Source organism: Mesorhizobium sp. M1334 (assembly GCF_040317995.1).
In the GTDB taxonomy this organism is placed as follows: domain Bacteria; phylum Pseudomonadota; class Alphaproteobacteria; order Rhizobiales; family Rhizobiaceae; genus Mesorhizobium.
In genome coordinates this window covers 33,334-49,924 of the sequence record NZ_JAMYLM010000015.1, presented here as the reverse complement: position 1 = coordinate 49,924, position 16,591 = coordinate 33,334, and the positions used below count along the sequence as shown (strand labels likewise).

Here is a 16,591-nt window from a genome sequence, read left to right as displayed (position 1 = left end):
GGCGACTATAACGGGCGCAGAGCCGACCCTGCGGCTTCCAGACATTGTCGTGTACAGCTTCAGACCCTCAAGCCGAGCCCGCAGGGCCTCGCTTACCTTTTACGGGGCGGCGGTACGTCCAAGCCGCTTCAACAGTTAAGAATTTCGCAAAGACGATACACCCGGATCGTCGAGCTTCCGCTGCCACTTCCCGCATTCGCCGAGGCGGTCAATGACCCGCCCTTCACAATAGTTATCCGGCAAGCATCTGGATGCGAGAGATAATGTTGCCGGAGGCATCTCTCATGGCTTCTACACCTGCCTGAACGCCAGAACCGCGTTCGTGCCGCCAAAGGCGAAGGAGTTGCTCAGTGCCACGCGCACCTTGCGCTCGCGTGCCACATTGGGCGTGACGTCGAGATCGCAATCGGGGTCCAGCTCACGATAATTGGCAGTCGGCGGCACGACGCTCTCGCGGATAGCCATCACGCAGGCGATCAACTCGAGCGCGCCGGACGCGCCGAGGCAATGCGCGTGCATGGACTTGGTAGAAGAAATGGACATTGAGAAGGCGTGCTGACCGAAGACGCGCTTGATCGCCGCCGTCTCGATCTGGTCGTTGGCCTTGGTGCCGGTGCCGTGCGCGTTGAGATAGTCGACATCCTCGGCGTCCAGCCTGGCATCGGCAAGGCAGGCCCGCATTGCTGCCTCCGGCCCCTCGACAGTCGGCGCGACGATGTCGGACGCATCGGCGGAAAGGCCGGCACCGGCAATTTCGGCAAGGATGGTGGCGCCCCGAGCCAGGGCATGCTCGTAGCTTTCCAGCACCGCCATGCCGGCGCCTTCACCAAGCGACAGGCCCTGGCGATCGGCCGAGAATGGCCGGCAAGTATCGGGCGAAAGCACGCGGATCGCTTCCCATGCCTTCAGCACACCCCATATGAGCGGCGCTTCGCTGCCGCCGGCAAGCATCACGTCGGCCCGGCCGAGCCTGATCTGGTCCACCGCGCAGGCAATCGCATGGTTTGCCGAGGAACAGGCGGACGTGACGCCGAAGACCGGCCCGCGCAGACCAAGACTCATGCTGACCTGGCCGGCAGCGGCACCCGGCATCGCCTTGGGTACAGTCAAGAGAGCGGCACGCTTACCGCCCAGAAGGATGGCGCGGTAGGTTTGCTCGATCGCATCCCACCCGCAGCCGCCAACGCCCACCGTCGCACCGAAGCGATAGCTATTTCCCTCTTTGGAGGAAAGTCCGGCCTGACGCATGGCTTCGCGCGCCGCAAGCACAGCGAGCAGGCTGAAGCGGTCCATGGAGATGAGTTGCTTGCCGTCGATGTCATGCTCCGGCAGCGCCTTGATCTCGGCACCGATCCTGACCCTCAATTCATGGAGCTCGGAGTTGACGATTGGGCCGATGGCGGAGCGGCCTTCTCGCATCTCTGTCCAAATGGCGGCGGCGTTGGTCCCAAGCCCGCAAATACCGCCAATCCCAGTAATCACGACGCGCCTATCCATTCACACCCCCTTAGCGAGCAAGCTGCGCACGGCTTCCACCATGTCCCCAACATTCTGGAGATCCGACCATGCCTCGGCCGTATTCATCTCGATCTGGATGCCGTAGGCCTGCTCCAGGTCCCAGAGAACGTCCGCCAATCCCAGTGAATCGATACCGAGCGAAGTCAGTCCCGTGGCAGCCGTTATCTCGCCGCCTGTGGCAGGCGCTATGCCGCCCTCCGACGCGGCGCGCTTCTTGATAATGGCGATTATTTCGTTGGCGAGTTGATCTGCCATCTTGTTCCTTTCCAGCTTGCGTTTTCGGCGTCGTTCAAAACCCGAGTCGCGTCGCGTTGCCAAAATTGCCCCTCATAGAGCCTGTGCGACCGACCAAGCCCAATGCCCATAGGAACCGGACGAGTTCCGGCTTCTGCGGCGTCAGCCCGATGACGAAGAAAAGTCGCCGGCCTCCCGCTTTTGCGCCAGCACATCAAGAATCTGCGTGTAAATGGATAGGAACCGTCGTCAAACGTCAGCTAAACGCTGCGACGGTGGGTGCTGTCAGCGTATTCACTCGGCACCTCATATGTAATCGAGATGTTTCATAGCTCCGGACCAGTTGCGATCAACTATTGTACCGGTCCGCCATTCGTCGGAGAGTTCGACATGATCGGAGCGCTGCCTCTCATTCCCAGTACAATCTCCACCGCATGCGACAGATTTCCTCTTTCGGGCTCTTCTCAAGGGACTCGCCACGCGATAGAGGCAGTGATCGGCGCACGTGAGGTCCTGCCAAGTCCATGCGACATTCCGGAAAATTGGTAAAATCGTTTGTTTCAATCAAATGCATCCACGCTATGGATAGCTAAGACATGCGTTTCAAAGGGCTCGATCTGAATCTTCTCGTCGTTCTCGACGCGCTGCTGAGCGAGCGCGGCCTCACGGCGGCGGCACGCCGCATCAACCTAACCAAATTCATGGGGGTTGGTGGATGTGGCGCAAGCCGTTGAAATGACGTAGGATTTGGTTGCTTAAGCCGATCCGAACCATTTCCCGGAGACCACACCCACCATGAACGATCTTGCGCTGCCGCTGAGCGGTTTGTCATCAGTCGGCGGCAAGTCCGTCGTCGCCCGTTTCGACGGCGGCATGCTGTCGTCCAACAGCGGCGTTCTGGCCTTGGCCGAGGTGGAAAAGCGGTTGCGGGTGGCCGAGCGTCTGGCGCGTTGCATCGACGATCCGCGCTGCCCGGACCAGGTCGTCCACAGCCTGGCGGACATGATCGGCTTTCGCATGAAGATGATCGCCGCCGGCTACGAGGACGGCAACGACGCCAACCGGCTGCGCCGCGATCCGGTCTTCAAGATGGCCCAGGATGCGCTGCCGTCGGGTCGGGATCTGGCGTCGCAATCGACGCTGTGCCGGCTGGAGAACCTACCCGGCGTGCGGGAGCTGGTCGCGATGGGACGGGCGATGGTCGATCTCTATTGCGCCTCGTTCCGGCAGGTGCCGAAGCGGATCGTACTCGACATTGACGACACCTTCGACGCTGTGCACGGAGGCCAACAGCTTCGCCTGTTCAATGCCCACCATGACGAGTACGGCTTCCAGCCGATCGTCGTGTTCGATGGTGCGGGACGGTTCGTCAGCGCGATCCTGCGACCGGCCAAGCGGCCGAGTGGGGCTGAGATCCGCCCCCACCTGCGCCGTCTGGTGCGGGCGATCCGGATCAACTGGCCGAACATTCGAATCCTGCTCCGCGGCGATAGCCATTATTGCAACCCGCCGACTGGTGCCGCGCCAACGACGTCGACTTCATCTTTGGCCTCGCGCCCACCACGACCCTGCGCAAGCATGTCGCGGATCTGGAGGCCAGCACGACGGCGCGCTTCGAAGCGTCGGCCAAGACAGGCAAGGTCCGCAGGTTCAAGGAGTTCGTTGACGGCGCCGCTAGTTGGAGCCGCGTCGAGCGCATCATCGCGCGGGTCGAGGTCGGCGCCCAAGGTGGCGATATCGCTTCGTCGTCACCAACCTTGCCGGTGGGAAGGCCAAGGCGCTCTACGAGGATGTCTACTGCCGGCGCGGCGCGGCCGAGAACCACATCAAGTCGTGGAAGACGCATCTTGCCGCCGACCGCACATCCTGCACCAGAGCGACGGCCAACCAGTTCCGGCTATTCCTGCATGCCGGTGCTTACTGGTTGATGTGGGGCTTGCGGGCCGCGATGCCGAGGCGCTCGAGCTTTGCCGTCGCCCAATTCGACACGCTGCGATTGCGCCTCATCAAAATCGCTGCGCGGGTGGTCGAGATGAAATCGCAAATCCGCCTGCACCTGCCGACATCGTGCCCCGACCAGCGCATCCTGCGCATCGTCCTCGATCGCATCCCCCAACTCGCGACATACGATGGGGGCAGACGCCCCGAAACGAACCCGTCGACCGCAACCTGCAAACCCCCGCCTGCCATCACGACGGAGCAATCCCGGCGCCTGACGAGGCGCGTGGAAAAGCACCGCAACGGCGACCACAACGTCGCTTCAGGCCGTCAAAAGCTTATCGCCGTGCATCAAGGCGGCTAGAAGCGCGCCGGCAGCCTGGCGGGGGGCTTGGGGTTAGACTGCCGGCGCACGCCACTCATGAAGAGCGGCCCCTTTTTGCGGTTCCGACACCCATAGTCAACCCGGCAGCGTCTGGATGCCCGCTGTGCTCTTTTCAGAGCGGCTCGCGATGCCGGCCATGTCGGCCGATCCTGCCTAGGATGGGGGGCCACTCTCGTCGGCCGAGTTGATGCTCCAGCCAGTATCGCCTTGCCAACCAGCATGGGTTCGCCGTTAGCAATCCATCCTCGCGAGCCAATGCTATCGTGCACGTGTCGCAGCACTCCGGGCGGCTATATCGCCTAAGACAGCATGACGAAGCGTTCCAACTTCCTGTTCGGCGAGCCCGTGTGCAGTTCCTGACTCGGACAGTGGACGAGAATTCTCTTGGCGGTACTGCGCCAGAAGGCATTCGCGTCCAACGGAATCAAGCGACGACTATCAGCCGCAAACGTCACATCACAAGAGCGGTCTTCCACCCATTGCAGATTATCCGACTGATCAGGCGGCGTCCGATATGTCCGACTCTGCCTCAAGAATTCCCACAGGTATGGACAGCGATCTCGCTATCCGATTCCGATAGCCCTTATTGTACTTTAGACCCCGCTCGATGTTTTGGATTTCCTGAGCGGCAAGCCCGCACGCGACCGCGAGGTCCTCGATTGAATACCCAAGGTGCTCACGATAAGCGCGGATGATGTGGGTCCCCTGCGACATAGCCGTCAAGACTGGCTCGGGAATGCGCGAATCCTTCATAAACATCTCCAAGAAGATGGGAGCGCCTGACAAATCGGGAGATTTCCTCCCCGACCCTGGCGCACACCCAGCAAAAAAAAAAATGGACGTCCATTCGGCCGGACCGGCCTCATCCATGGAATGGGCCACTTGAAATTGGCAGCCGGGTCGGAATATGGCGGCTCACCTGCTTCTGATCAAGTTCTAAGAACCTGCCCGCCATGAGATGGCCTGATCGGCTGTAGCGCATTCGACCTGCGATCTTACACGACTCATTCTCCCCGATGGCTTTCTTGAACAGCAACTCGAACTCTCACTGACGCCTCCAGTGGCTATTCGCGGCACCGTCCACCCAGCCTCGCGGACGCTGATACCTTCGACCAATTTCCACCGCCGATGCAGCGAAGATGGACAAGCATCGCCACCTATAAAGGTTCACAATCATTCGACCGTGACCGATTTTGCGAGATTGCGCGGCTGGTCTACATCTGTGCCCATGAAGAGCGCCGTGTGGTAGGCAAGAAGCTGTATCGGCAGCGAGAAGATCATCGGCGCGATAATCTCGTCGACAGCCGGCAGCACGAGCGTGTGCATGGTGTCGAGTTTCGATGCGGCTGCCCCTTTTTCATCGGTGATGAGGATAATCCGCCCTCCACGGGCAGCCACTTCCTGCATGTTGGAGACGGTCTTGTCGAAAAAGCGATCATGGGGCGCGATGACGATCACTGGCATGTTGTCGTCTATCAATGCGATCGGACCGTGCTTCAATTCACCCGCCGCATAGCCCTCGGCATGGATGTAGGAAATCTCCTTGAGCTTCAGCGCACCTTCCATCGCTAGCGGGAAACTGGTGCCACGGCCGAGATACAGGACGTCACGACACTTTGACAGTTCGCGCGACAGGAACTCGATCTCCGGCTGGATGCTGTTGAGTACCTGGCCCATGACGCGCGGCACTTCGGCGAGGCTCCTGACGAGCGCCTGCAGCTCGTCTTCGGTTACGGTCCCGCGGGCTCTGGCGGCGCCGATGGCGAGTGCGGCTAGAACGGCAAGCTGGCAGGTAAACGCCTTGGTGGAGGCGACGCCGATCTCCGGTCCGGCAAGGATCGGGAAGACCGCATCGGCCTCCCGAGCGATGGTCGATTCGCAGGCATTGACGATAGCGCCAATTTTCAGCCCACGCTCCTTGCAGTACCTCAACGATGCGAGCGTATCAGCGGTTTCGCCGGACTGCGAAATGAAAAGAGCCGCCGACTGCGGCGACAACGGGATCTCGCGGTAACGGAATTCGGACGCAACGTCGATTTCAACTGTCAGGCGCGCATAGCGCTCGAACCAGTATTTTCCGATCAGTCCGGCGAGATAGGCGGTCCCGCAGGCCGAGATCGCCAAGCTCGGGATCCTGGCGAAATCGATGCCAGAAACCGTGTCGGCGCGATTCTCTATGATGTTGCTATAGTGACGGAGAGCATGGGCGATGACTTCGGGCTGCTCGTAGATTTCCTTCTCCATGAAGTGGCGATGAGTGCCCTTGTTGGCCAGATCGGCCGCGGCCGTGGAGGTATGGCGCGGACGCTCGACGGGATGGCCGTCGAAATCGAAGATATGGGCGCCCGAATTGCCGACAACGGCCCAGTCGCCCTCGATGAGATAGGTAATTTCATTGGTGAAGGGAGCGAGCGCGATCGCGTCGGAGCCCAGGAACATCTCGCCGTCGCCGTGACCGATCGCCAGCGGTGGTCCGTTGCGCGCCGCCATGATGGTCGACGGATCATCTTCGAAGAGGACGGCAAGCGCATAGGCGCCCCTGACGCGTTTCAGCATGGCACGCATCGCCTCTTGCCGCCTCATGCCCTCCCGGCGGTGTCTTGCCAAGAGATGCGCGACGACCTCGGTGTCGGTATCGGTCTGGAACTCGGCGCCAGCCGCCGCCAATTCGTCCTTCAGCTCGGTGAAATTCTCGATGATCCCGTTATGGACGACGGCGACACCGTCGGTAAAGTGCGGGTGCGCATTGCGTTCCGTCGAGGCCCCATGGGTTGCCCAACGCGTGTGGCCGATGCCGATGTTGCCGCTCAGCGGCTCTTCCTTCAGTCTCCTCTCGAGATTGACGAGCTTGCCCTCGGCGCGCCGGCGGTGCAAGGCACCTTCGGTGATCGTCGCAACGCCGGCGGAATCATAGCCGCGATATTCCAAACGCTTCAATGCGTCGACCAACCGATCCGACACCGGCTGTTGCCCAACGATGCCAACAATCCCGCACATGTTCGTCTTCCATTCTTGCCGGCAGCTTCAGCCCACGCGAGACGGATACCCATCCGGCCGCTTTCATTGGGAGATCTTCTAGTAGTATTGGGTAATATTGGTATAATTGATTGTAGGGATAGCTATCATCCACCCCATGGATAAGACGCGTTTGGGGCCCTGATCTAACTTCCTCGTTGCGCCTGACGTCCTCATGACCGAACGCAAGCCCACACCCCGCGGCACGAAGGAACAATCGGCCATGCGCGATCATCCCGGCCACGCACCTGACCACGAACCGCCGCCGCTCGTGGTCACGCGGTGATCGGCATGATCACACAGCACTGTAGTTAGGCAGCATCAGCGACGCATGGTCGGCATCATCATCATCGGCAACGTCGGCGCCGTCGGCATGATTCACGTTCGTCACGTTGATCATAATCATCGTCGCCGCCGATCTAGTTTCTGATTGCCTGCCGCTTTGACGCGGCTTTCGCCGGTAGAGCTTAGCCCGCGATGGCCTATCAATACGCTGTTAGTCGGCATGGCCGAAACCGAGAGTCAGGCGGCGCAGGCCACAGAGCACGTTCAGCGACCGTTTCAGTCAGCGCCGGCTTTGTCGGGGTTCGTAACGGTCATCAGGATTCTCGGGGCATGAATGCACTATCACGAAAACGTTGGTTCTCAGTGCTTGGTCCGTATTACTCAAACCCGATTCCCGCAGCGGAAGAGGCGCGTGTCACGTCTTGTACAAGGCACAATAGCAGTGAGAAATGGAGATTGATGCCTGCGCGTTTTCGAATAAGACAATCACCAAGCTGTCACCCGAATTACATCAGGAACTGTCTATAGCCGCCGCCCATCAGGTAGCGGCCACGTTGGATGGCGCGACGCACCTGATCGCGAAGATGGCTACCTGGATGAGACCAATCTTCTTCGACACGGCGTCTCCCGAACAGGGCAATGGCGATCTCCTGATGAGATGCTCCCGCAAGCGAGCCATCCAAAGCCTGGAGCACGATACGCAGACGCGCTCCGCGGGGTTCCGGCGGAAAGCAAGCAGCTGCCAGGCGGCCGCAACCATTGATGTCGTTCAGGAACTGAAGGGCAGCGACATGGAACTTCAGGTGCTGCGGCTGCACGATCGCGTCGACATATAGCCGCAACGGGCGGAGAACGGATGCACCGGAAAGGGCGATCTGCAGACTCCGGCAGTCCTCCCTCAGCAGCACGTGCTGCACGCCGGCAGGTGTCAGCAGGATGTCCTTGCAGCATGAGAGCGAAGGGAGATCAAGCGGTTCAAAATCGTGGTCGAGCCCAACCGGCTCCGCGGCCGCTCGTAGAATACGGGCGCAGTCGCGCGGATCCCAAAAGACCCTTGCCGACGTAGCGTCCGACTGTGGCGCGTCCGCGAAAAAGGAGGCTCCATTGTCTTAGGAAAGATGATCCTGTCGTCAACTCGATTATCTTCATGTCGGCCTGGGCTCCGACAATGTAGGCGGACGGTGCCATTTTGGCGTGGTCGCGCTGAAATTGTGGATTGCGCCGAAGAAACTCCCAGGCCCAGGCAGTGCGTGGCAATCGTCTGGCGTAGTGGTAAGCTTCGTGACGACGCCAGTCCGGCCAGCATACAAGACCGACCGTCGCTTCCTTGGGCAGACCAGCATCCTTCACGGCTCAGGTGTCCACAATGGCGCTATGCCGACGGGCCTAGAACCGGTTGCCACAGTACCGGTCCGCTCAGACGTCCCCTGCTGCGGATGCGCAAAAGGCTCGCGCGGGAAATCTCGAGAAACCCGGCCACCGCCTCCGTTTTGCCGACGGACTTGGGTTGTCCGATGCGCGACAATGGCCACGTCGCGAGGCGAAGGATCCGTTCCATGCGCGTGTCCGTCACCGTTACTATCCGGGTCAGATCCTTGGCCAAGCCGAACTCGATCATGCCCGCGAAGAGCTCGTAGGTTGCCTGGGCCAGTCCGCCCGCTGCCTTGGGCGCCGACGGAGGAAGATCGAGCGCGAAACGACTGCTCTCCCATATGTCGGAGGTCGAGGGCACGACGTCAGCACCCAGCAGCACCGGGAACGTGTCGCGCAACATTGTGGGTCCGGTGCTGGGCAAAAGACGCACGCAACCGCGAATTCGCCAGTCGGATCCCTTGAGGAGCAGATAGACAGGCTTCAGACCATCAAACGGGTCTGTTTCCATCTGGTCTTCGGTATCAACTTCCCAATCGAGCCTTTCCTTGAACACCCGAAACCTGAGCCCGTGCATCTCTTTGAGCTCGCTTGCGAACTCGTCGTAAAGGTCTGGTGTTATCAGCTGCATCATGGTCGCCTCCGTGCGGGATGTGTTCCCGCCATCGAAGGGCAAAGCCGGCAGCGATGCAGCCTGTAGAGGTTTACAGCTATCGTGGCCGACGAATCAGGATCTCGCCTGGCCGGAGGCAGCCAGTCGTGCAACGGCCTGGTTGATCGTTCGAACGCCAAGCTTTGCCTTGGCGTTTTCCAGATGAAAGGTCACGGTGCGCTTTGAGACGCCGAGAAGCTGGCTGATAACCCAAGCCGACTTGCCGCGCGCCGCCCATTTCAGGCACTCGAACTCCCGCGGGGTGAGCGTTACACCATCCACCACGCGATCGTCGGCGAGCCTGCGCCGGACATGGATATGAAAGTTGATGGCCACCAGCTGCAATGCTTTTTCGTAACGTGTCAGTGACCGCAACAGAGGCGGACGGGACTCGTCGGAAGCAAAGGTCAGGGCAGCAAACCGGCCGCGATGATCATGCATGGACATCGTCAGGCCGCCGCGGATGCCAAACTCAGCCGCACTCTCCAGAATTTGTTGCTGCGAATTCGGCAGACAGTGCCGAGCGCGATCCACCCCCCAATCGAAGGTATCCCAGCCTTGCAGCCCGCGCAGGATGACCGGATCAAGACTGTGGTATCGCTGTTGCAGATAACGTGATGTCCAGGATGAAGGATAGTTTGAGATCAATTGCGGGGCGTCGCCGGAGGCCGACGGGTAAGTGAAATAGGCGAATAGCGGAAAATCGAAGCCGGCTGCAGCGGATGCCATTGCCTCACGGAGATCGGCAGCATCAACACTTGCAGACAGTTGCTCGACGAAGTTCTCAAACACGCGATGCATTTGCGCTTTGCGTAACCTCCGTGATCGCTCGATGCCAGGCAGAGACCTTGTTTTAAACGATCCCGGACGGATACAGCGCGTGCCGAGAACCCCGTTAACGTGTTGAAACCCGTGATATTCTGACGTTGTCTATGAGACGTGTACCGCCGAGCCAGGCCGCGACAAGCAAGCGTGCAGGTCGGTCAAGGCTTGTCATCGGTCGCAGATCTGCCTCGTCGCGAAGTTCCAGGTATTCGACCTCGCGATAGCCCGCAGCCAGAATTGCTGCGCGCGCTTCGGCAAGCGTTGGCAGGACGGGCGAGTCGCGGGCAAGCCGCTCAGCCGTCTCGAGCAAGACCGATGATAGCTCGGGGGCAACAGCACGCTCTGCTGGCGAGAGCCGGACATTGCGCCATGATAGTGCAAGACCGTCGGCTTCGCGGACTGTCGGACAAGGAACAATGGTGATTGGAATATCCAGGTCCCGGGCCATACGCCTGACTAGCTGAAGCTGCTGAAAGTCCTTTTCGCCAAAGAAGCCGAAGTCAGCGCTGGTCTGCAGGAAGAGCTTGGCGACGACGGTCGCCACGCCATCAAAATGTCCCGGCCGGAAGGCACCGCACAGGCCCTCGCTGACACCGGACACCGAAACGGTCGTGGCGAAGGCCGCCGGATACATTTCCTCTGCATCCGGCGCATAAAGCAGGTGCGCGCCAAGCGGTGCCAGCTTGGCGGCATCCTCGTCCTCGGTGCTCGGATACGCGGCGAGATCGGCCTGGCTGTTGAATTGCTTCGGGTTGACGAAGAGCGTCACGATCACCCGGTCGGCCTTCTCGAGTGCCGCGCGCACCAGGCTGAGATGGCCCTCATGCAGGACGCCCATCGTTGGCACCACGGCAATCCTCACGCTCTCGCGGCGCCATGCGGCGACAATTTCGCGAAGCTGGGCAACGCTCCTGACAATCGGCACGCTCACGCTGCTTCTCCGCTCTTGGTGGCGTCCGCGTCGGCGGGCTTGCGCGCATCGGCAAACACGTGCTCGGCGGCCGGAAACTGGCGCTCCTTCACCTCCCGCGCATAGGCCGCGATCGCAGCCGCAGCGGCCTCCCCCATTTCAGCATAGCGCTTGACGAATTTGGGCCGGAAGTCGCCGAAGAGGCCCAGCATGTCGTCGACGACGAGAATCTGGCCGTCACAGGCTGCCGAGGCACCGATGCCAATGGTCGGGGTCGCCACCTCCCCGGTGATCCGGCGGGCGAGCGCCTCGGGAACCTTCTCCAGCACGACCGCAAAGGCGCCCGCTTCGCTTACCGCAAGCGCGTCGCGCCTGATGCGCTCGGCATCCCCGCCTCTGCCCTGCACGCGGTAGCCACCGATGGTGTTGATCGCCTGCGGCGTCAAGCCGACATGGGCCATGACCGGCACGCCGCGCGCGGCGAGGAAGCCGATCGTCTCTGCCATCGTTTCGCCGCCTTCGAGCTTGACGGCCGCGCAGCCGGTCTCGGCCATGACGCGCGCGGCATTGCGGAAAGCCTGCTCGGGGCTTTCCTCGAAGGAACCGAACGGCAGGTCGACGACCATCAGCGCCTGCTCGAGGCCACGGCGCACGGCCTGGCCGTGCGTGATCATCATCTCCAGCGTCACACCGAGCGTCGAGGGCAGGCCGTGGAGAACCATGCCGACGCTGTCGCCGACCAGCACCACATCGCAATGGGGATCGACAAGCCGGGCGACTGGCGTCGTGTAGGCGGTAAGGCAGACGAGCGGCGTCCCACCTTTGCGCGAACGAATATCCGGCGGTGTGATCGCCTTGGTGTCACCAAACGCACTCAATGGACCCTCCTTCCCCAACGTTACCAACCGCGGGTGTCGCGTTTGCCACATTTTTGTGCAAGTGCGAAGAGCTAAAAATGGCCGTGCAGCTGTGCGGTGTTGACGTGCGGACAGGCGCGCTTACACTTAAATCGATTCAGGCGCCCCCGAGCTGGCCAACCACTTTCGCGAACATGGACGATCAGGCAAAAGGACCCAGGAAAGACAGAGCCGCCGTCAAGGCCGACGAAGTCAAAGTGGACCTGATCGCCTTTGTCGTCGCCGTAAACGACAGTGAACCGTGTGTCCTCACCATCGGCCAGGCGGACACCCTTCCCTCCGGACCATTTGCGCTTGAGCACCGATCGCTGCAATCCGGTTTGAGGGGGTGGGTCGAGCAGCAGACCGGCCATCCCCTGGGGTATATTGAGCAACTCTACACCTTCGCGGATCGGGATCGCATCGGCGCCGAGCGCCAGCAGCGCGTCATCTCCATCAGCTATCTCGCATTGACCCGCAAGGAACAGGCAGCTGGCTCGCCCAAGTGCGGCTGGCAGAGCTGGTATGAATATTTTCCATGGGAGGACCACCGCTCCGGCACGCCTCCGGTCGTGCTGGACGTTCTGCGACCGCGCCTGATTGAATGGGCAGACGGCGTCAGCGACGCGGCCACGCGACGTGAACGCTGGCAGCGGGCGACGATAGCCTTCGGCTTCGACGACCGCCTTTGGAACGAGGAACTCACGCTTCAACGCTATGAGTTAGTCTACGAAGCAGGCCTGGTCCAAGAGGCCGGAAGCGGACGGGACGCGACGCTGCCTCCGCTGGTGCCCAGCAAGTCTATGGTCGCCGATCATCGCCGCATCGTGGCGACCGGCATTGCGCGGCTGCGCTCCAAGATCAAATACCGGCCGGTCGTCTTTGAGCTGATGCCGCCGGTCTTCACGCTTTTGCAGCTGCAGCGAACCGTGGAGGCGCTTGCCGGCAGGCTCGTGCGTAAGCCGAACTTTCGCCGGCTGATCGAGCAGCAGGAGCTGGTCGAAGAGACCGGAGAGGCAACCGCGGAGACCGGCGGCCGGCCAGCGAAGCTTTACCGGTTCCGCCACGCCGTTCTCGACGAGAGGGTCATCGCCGGGACAAAATTGCCGCTGGCGCGGGGTTGACATCGCTTATACTCACAGCAAGTATATGCTGGTTATTTTCAACTAGAGTATAAGCTGGAGGGGTCGATGAGCGCCGTGCTGCCTGCGACCGCGTTTCTCTACGAGCGCGTCCGACGAGTGATCCCGCCGATCGAATGGCCGGCTTTCGTCGAGGATATCGAGGCGATCCTTGCACTGAAGCGCGAGCGCAACGCCATCATCCTGGCGCACAACTATCAGACCCCCGAGATCTTCCATTGCGTGGCCGACATCGTCGGCGACAGCTTGGCACTGGCCCGCACGGCTGCGACGATCGAGGCGCAAGTCATCGTGCTGGCCGGCGTACATTTCATGGCCGAAACGGCCAAGCTGCTCAATCCGCAAAAGACGGTGCTCATTCCCGACCTGCGGGCAGGCTGTTCGTTGGCGGAATCGATCACGGCAGAAGACGTGCGCTTGATGCGCCAGCGTTATCCCGGCGTGCCTATCATCACTTATGTCAACACGTCGGCCGAAGTGAAAGCCGAGTCGGATATCTGCTGTACATCCGGCAACGCCAAGGCGGTCGTCCAATCCCTTGGCGTTCCCCAGGTGATCATGTTGCCGGACGAATATCTGGCCCAGAATATCGCCGCCCAGACCGATGTGCAGATCATCGCCTGGAAAGGGCATTGCGAGGTGCATGAGCGCTTTACACCGGCCGACATCCGCGAGTTGCGCGAAAGCCATCCCGGCGTGATCGTGCTCGCGCATCCCGAATGCCCGCCCGACGTCGTGGCTGAAGCAGATTTTTCCGGCTCGACCGCTGCCATGTCCGACTATGTCGAAAGGCAAAAAGGCCGGCACGTGTCGTGCTGATGACGGAATGTTCGATGAGCGACAACGTCGCGTTAGCGCACCCAGAGGTCGAGTTCATCCGGCCCTGCAATTTGTGCCCGCACATGAAGCGGATCACGCTTGCCAACATCCGCATGGCGCTCGAGCAGAACCACCATATCGTAACCATCGAACCCGGGATCGCCGGGCGCGCGCGGCTTGCGGTCGAACGGATGCTGGCAATTTGAGCGCCGATGTCCGCAGCATCTTCGGGCGGCCGATCATCATCGGCGGCGGCATCGCCGGACTGATGACCGCGCTTCAACTGGCGCCGGAGCCGGTGCTGCTTCTGTCCAGGACGCTGCTGGGAGCTGACAATTCGAGCACGTGGGCACAGGGTGGTCTGGCTGCAAGTTTCGGCGAAGACGACGATCCGGAACTGCACCTGGCCGATACGCTTGCCGCCGGGGATGGTCTCTGCGACACAGACGTGGCGAGCCGCATCCTCCAAGCCGCGCCCAAGGCGATAGAGGGGCTTGCGGGCTTTGGGGTTCCCTTCGACCGTACGTCGAAAGGATCACTGTGCCTCGGATTGGAGGCCGCACACAGCCGACGTCGCATCGTTCATGCGCATGGTGACGGCACCGGGCGTGAGATCATGCGTGCCCTGATCGCGGCTGTGCGTTCCACTCCGTCGATTGTTGTCGTGGAGGGCGTGGAAGCGCGCCGACTGGCGGTGCGAGAGAATGCGATCCGAGGCGTCTGGGCGAGCGGTTCGATAGGACCTGTCTTCTTCGGCTCACGGCGGGTCGTCCTCGCCACCGGTGGGATCGGGGGACTGTTTCTCGACACCACCAATCCTTCGGGCAGTTGTGGACAGGGCCTGGCGCTTGCGGCCCGCGCTGGAGCTGTCCTTGCCGACCTCGAGTTCATCCAGTTCCACCCGACCGCGCTTGACGGCCCGGAACGCCCTATGGTGCTGCTCAGCGAGGCCGTCCGCGGCGAAGGTGCTGCCCTGATCGACGAAACCGGCCAAGCTTTTCTCCAGAGCGTGCCAGGGGCGGAACTCGCGCCTCGTGATGTCTTGGCGCGCGCCGTCTGGAACCATCTTGCCAACGGCCACCGTGTTTTTCTCGACGCGCGGCAACGGCCTGGCCCGGAATTTGCACGACACTTCCCGACAATTGCATCAGCCTGTCGTGGAGCCGGCATCAATCCCGCGCGCGATCTCATCCCCATTCGTCCGGCCCAACACTACCACATGGGTGGCGTTGCCGTGGACGGCTCCGGTAGGACCTCCGTCAAGGGGCTGTGGGCCTGCGGCGAAGTCGCTTCGACAGGACTGCATGGCGCCAACAGGCTCGCCAGCAATTCCTTGACCGAGGCCGTCGTGTGCGCGCGCTGGGTCGCTGAAAGTGTCGCCGGAACGCCTGCTCGCAGAACAAGGCCTGCGGTTGCGGACGTTCACCCATCGCCCGCTCCGATACCCGTGCGTGTTTTCCTGTCGCGCGCACTCGGCATCGTCCGGGATGGTGAAGGTCTGAAAGCAGCCGCATATGCCTTGTTGCCGCTCGCCGAAAGCAAGGACGCGGCCTCGGATCCGGCGGCTGTCGGGCTAATGATCGCGGTTGCCGCCCTGTTGCGCGAAGAAAGCCGCGGCGCTCATTACCGGACAGACTTTCCTCATCATGCGACTGTCGCCCGACGGTCCGAAATCACCCTCGAAGCCGCCTTGGCCGCTGCGCGGGAACTCGGACACTCGCCAAGCCTCGAAGGGGCAAAATGATGACGCTCTCACCGCTTCCCACGGTCATGCTTGAGCCGCTTGTAAGGGCAGCTCTTCTTGAAGACCTTGGCAGAGCCGGCGACTTGACCACGGAGGCCATCATCCCGAAGGCACACCAAGCGGGAACCGTGCTGGCGGCGCGCCAGTCCGGAGTTGTCGCCGGCCTCGATCTGGCGATGCTCGCTTTCCGCTTGATTGATCCTGATGTCGAAATTTCGGTGGAGCGGGCAGACGGCTGCAATGTCATGGATGGAGAGGTCATTGCATCAGTGGTTGGCCCTGCCCGGGGCATTCTCACAGCCGAACGGACGGCACTCAATTTTTTGTGCCATCTGAGCGGCATCGCTACAGCAACGGCATCGATCGTCGCTGCGGTTCGTGGATATGGCGCGAAGATCGTCTGCACGCGCAAGACGACGCCCGGATTGAGGGCAGTCGAAAAGTATGCGGTGCGCGCGGGTGGCGGATCCAATCACCGTTTCGGCCTCGACGACGCAATTCTGATCAAGGACAACCACATCGCCATCGCAGGCGGCGTTCGCCCGGCGCTCGAGCGAGCACGAAGACGGGCCGGTCATCTCGTCAAGATCGAAGTCGAGGTCGATACGCTGGCCCAGTTGGAGGAGGTACTTGGCTTCGCTCCCGATGCGATTCTGCTCGACAACATGTCCCTCGCCGATCTTCGCCGGGCCGTCGCAATCGTTGGCGGCCGTGCTATCACCGAGGCTTCTGGCGGGATCGCATCCGATACAGCGCGAGCGATTGCCGCGACCGGCGTCGATCTGATTTCGGTCGGCCGACTGACCCACAGCGCGCCGATCCTGGATATCGGCCTCGACTATTGGGGCTCATGATTG

13 protein-coding genes and 4 pseudogenes are annotated in these 16,591 nt (G+C 61.5%); 7 read left to right on the top strand and 10 right to left on the bottom strand.

Annotated features, from left to right (window positions below):
• Nucleotides 1–162: 162 nt before the first annotated feature.
• Nucleotides 163–305: pseudogene (locus tag NKH17_RS22800) on the top strand (LysR family transcriptional regulator); the annotation flags it as partial.
• On the opposite strand, the gene NKH17_RS22795 reads toward NKH17_RS22800, so the two are convergent.
• Complete coding sequence (locus NKH17_RS22795; RefSeq protein WP_352453892.1) at nt 292–1,497, bottom strand: beta-ketoacyl-[acyl-carrier-protein] synthase family protein; 1,206 nt, start codon at nt 1,495–1,497, stop codon at nt 292–294. The pseudogene NKH17_RS22800 and the gene NKH17_RS22795 overlap by 14 nt on opposite strands.
• Entirely contained in the window at nt 1,498–1,773 is a 276-nt protein-coding gene (locus tag NKH17_RS22790; RefSeq protein WP_352458906.1) for an acyl carrier protein, read from the bottom strand. It abuts the gene before it with no gap.
• A 575-nt stretch (nt 1,774–2,348) separates the two neighbouring features.
• Here NKH17_RS22790 and NKH17_RS22785 point away from each other — a divergent pair.
• Nucleotides 2,349–2,450: pseudogene (locus tag NKH17_RS22785) on the top strand (LysR family transcriptional regulator); the annotation flags it as partial.
• 97 nt (nt 2,451–2,547) lie between these two features.
• Nucleotides 2,548–3,871, top strand: a pseudogene (locus NKH17_RS22780) (IS1380 family transposase); the annotation flags it as partial.
• Nucleotides 3,872–4,573: 702 nt separating this feature from the next.
• Here NKH17_RS22780 and NKH17_RS22775 read toward each other — a convergent pair.
• From NKH17_RS22775 to panB, 8 genes are all read right to left on the bottom strand, one after another.
• Nucleotides 4,574–4,789 carry a helix-turn-helix domain-containing protein gene (locus NKH17_RS22775; protein WP_352453550.1) on the bottom strand — a complete coding sequence of 72 codons (216 nt, stop codon included), beginning with the start codon at nt 4,787–4,789 and terminating at the stop codon, nt 4,574–4,576.
• Nucleotides 4,790–5,248: 459 nt separating this feature from the next.
• A complete protein-coding gene (gene glmS, locus NKH17_RS22770; RefSeq protein WP_352610861.1) occupies nt 5,249–7,072 on the bottom strand; it encodes a glutamine--fructose-6-phosphate transaminase (isomerizing) in 1,824 nt (607 codons plus the stop codon).
• A gap of 809 nt (nt 7,073–7,881) precedes the next feature.
• Nucleotides 7,882–8,193: a DUF2285 domain-containing protein gene (locus NKH17_RS22765; RefSeq protein ID WP_245278728.1), complete on the bottom strand. Its 312-nt coding sequence runs from the start codon at nt 8,191–8,193 to the stop codon at nt 7,882–7,884.
• A gap of 157 nt (nt 8,194–8,350) precedes the next feature.
• Nucleotides 8,351–8,725, bottom strand: a complete 375-nt coding sequence (locus NKH17_RS22760) for a transcriptional regulator domain-containing protein (RefSeq protein WP_352496584.1) — start codon at nt 8,723–8,725, stop codon at nt 8,351–8,353.
• Nucleotides 8,726–8,747: 22 nt separating this feature from the next.
• Nucleotides 8,748–9,380 (bottom strand): acyl-homoserine-lactone synthase, encoded by a 633-nt coding sequence (locus tag NKH17_RS22755; RefSeq protein WP_352496585.1) that lies wholly within the window; start codon nt 9,378–9,380, stop codon nt 8,748–8,750.
• Between the two features lie 93 nt (nt 9,381–9,473).
• On the bottom strand, nt 9,474–10,199 hold the full coding sequence (locus tag NKH17_RS22750) for a LuxR family transcriptional regulator (protein WP_352496586.1): 726 nt from the start codon (nt 10,197–10,199) through the stop codon (nt 9,474–9,476).
• Nucleotides 10,200–10,293: 94 nt separating this feature from the next.
• A complete protein-coding gene (gene panC, locus NKH17_RS22745) occupies nt 10,294–11,154 on the bottom strand; it encodes a pantoate--beta-alanine ligase (protein WP_352972329.1) in 861 nt (286 codons plus the stop codon).
• Complete coding sequence (panB, locus tag NKH17_RS22740; RefSeq protein ID WP_352496588.1) at nt 11,151–12,011, bottom strand: 3-methyl-2-oxobutanoate hydroxymethyltransferase; 861 nt, start codon at nt 12,009–12,011, stop codon at nt 11,151–11,153. The genes panC and panB overlap by 4 nt, the downstream gene beginning before the upstream one ends.
• A 173-nt stretch (nt 12,012–12,184) precedes the next feature.
• Here panB and NKH17_RS22735 point away from each other — a divergent pair, with 173 nt between their 5' ends.
• The 4 genes and pseudogenes from NKH17_RS22735 to nadC all read left to right on the top strand — a co-directional run bounded on the left by NKH17_RS22735 (nt 12,185) and on the right by nadC (nt 16,588).
• Nucleotides 12,185–13,153 carry an NUDIX hydrolase gene (locus NKH17_RS22735; protein WP_023722073.1) on the top strand — a complete coding sequence of 323 codons (969 nt, stop codon included), beginning with the start codon at nt 12,185–12,187 and terminating at the stop codon, nt 13,151–13,153.
• Between the two features lie 66 nt (nt 13,154–13,219).
• Nucleotides 13,220–14,196 (top strand): annotated as a pseudogene (gene nadA / locus NKH17_RS22730) (quinolinate synthase NadA).
• The gene (locus NKH17_RS22725; RefSeq protein ID WP_352972326.1) at nt 14,193–15,734 is read left to right on the top strand and encodes an L-aspartate oxidase; all 1,542 of its coding nucleotides are present in this window, start codon (nt 14,193–14,195) and stop codon (nt 15,732–15,734) included. The pseudogene nadA and the gene NKH17_RS22725 overlap by 4 nt, the downstream one beginning before the upstream one ends.
• Nucleotides 15,734–16,588, top strand: a complete 855-nt coding sequence (nadC, locus tag NKH17_RS22720; protein WP_352503117.1) for a carboxylating nicotinate-nucleotide diphosphorylase — start codon at nt 15,734–15,736, stop codon at nt 16,586–16,588. Before NKH17_RS22725 ends, nadC begins: the two co-directional genes overlap by 1 nt.
• Nucleotides 16,589–16,591: the final 3 nt, after the last annotated feature.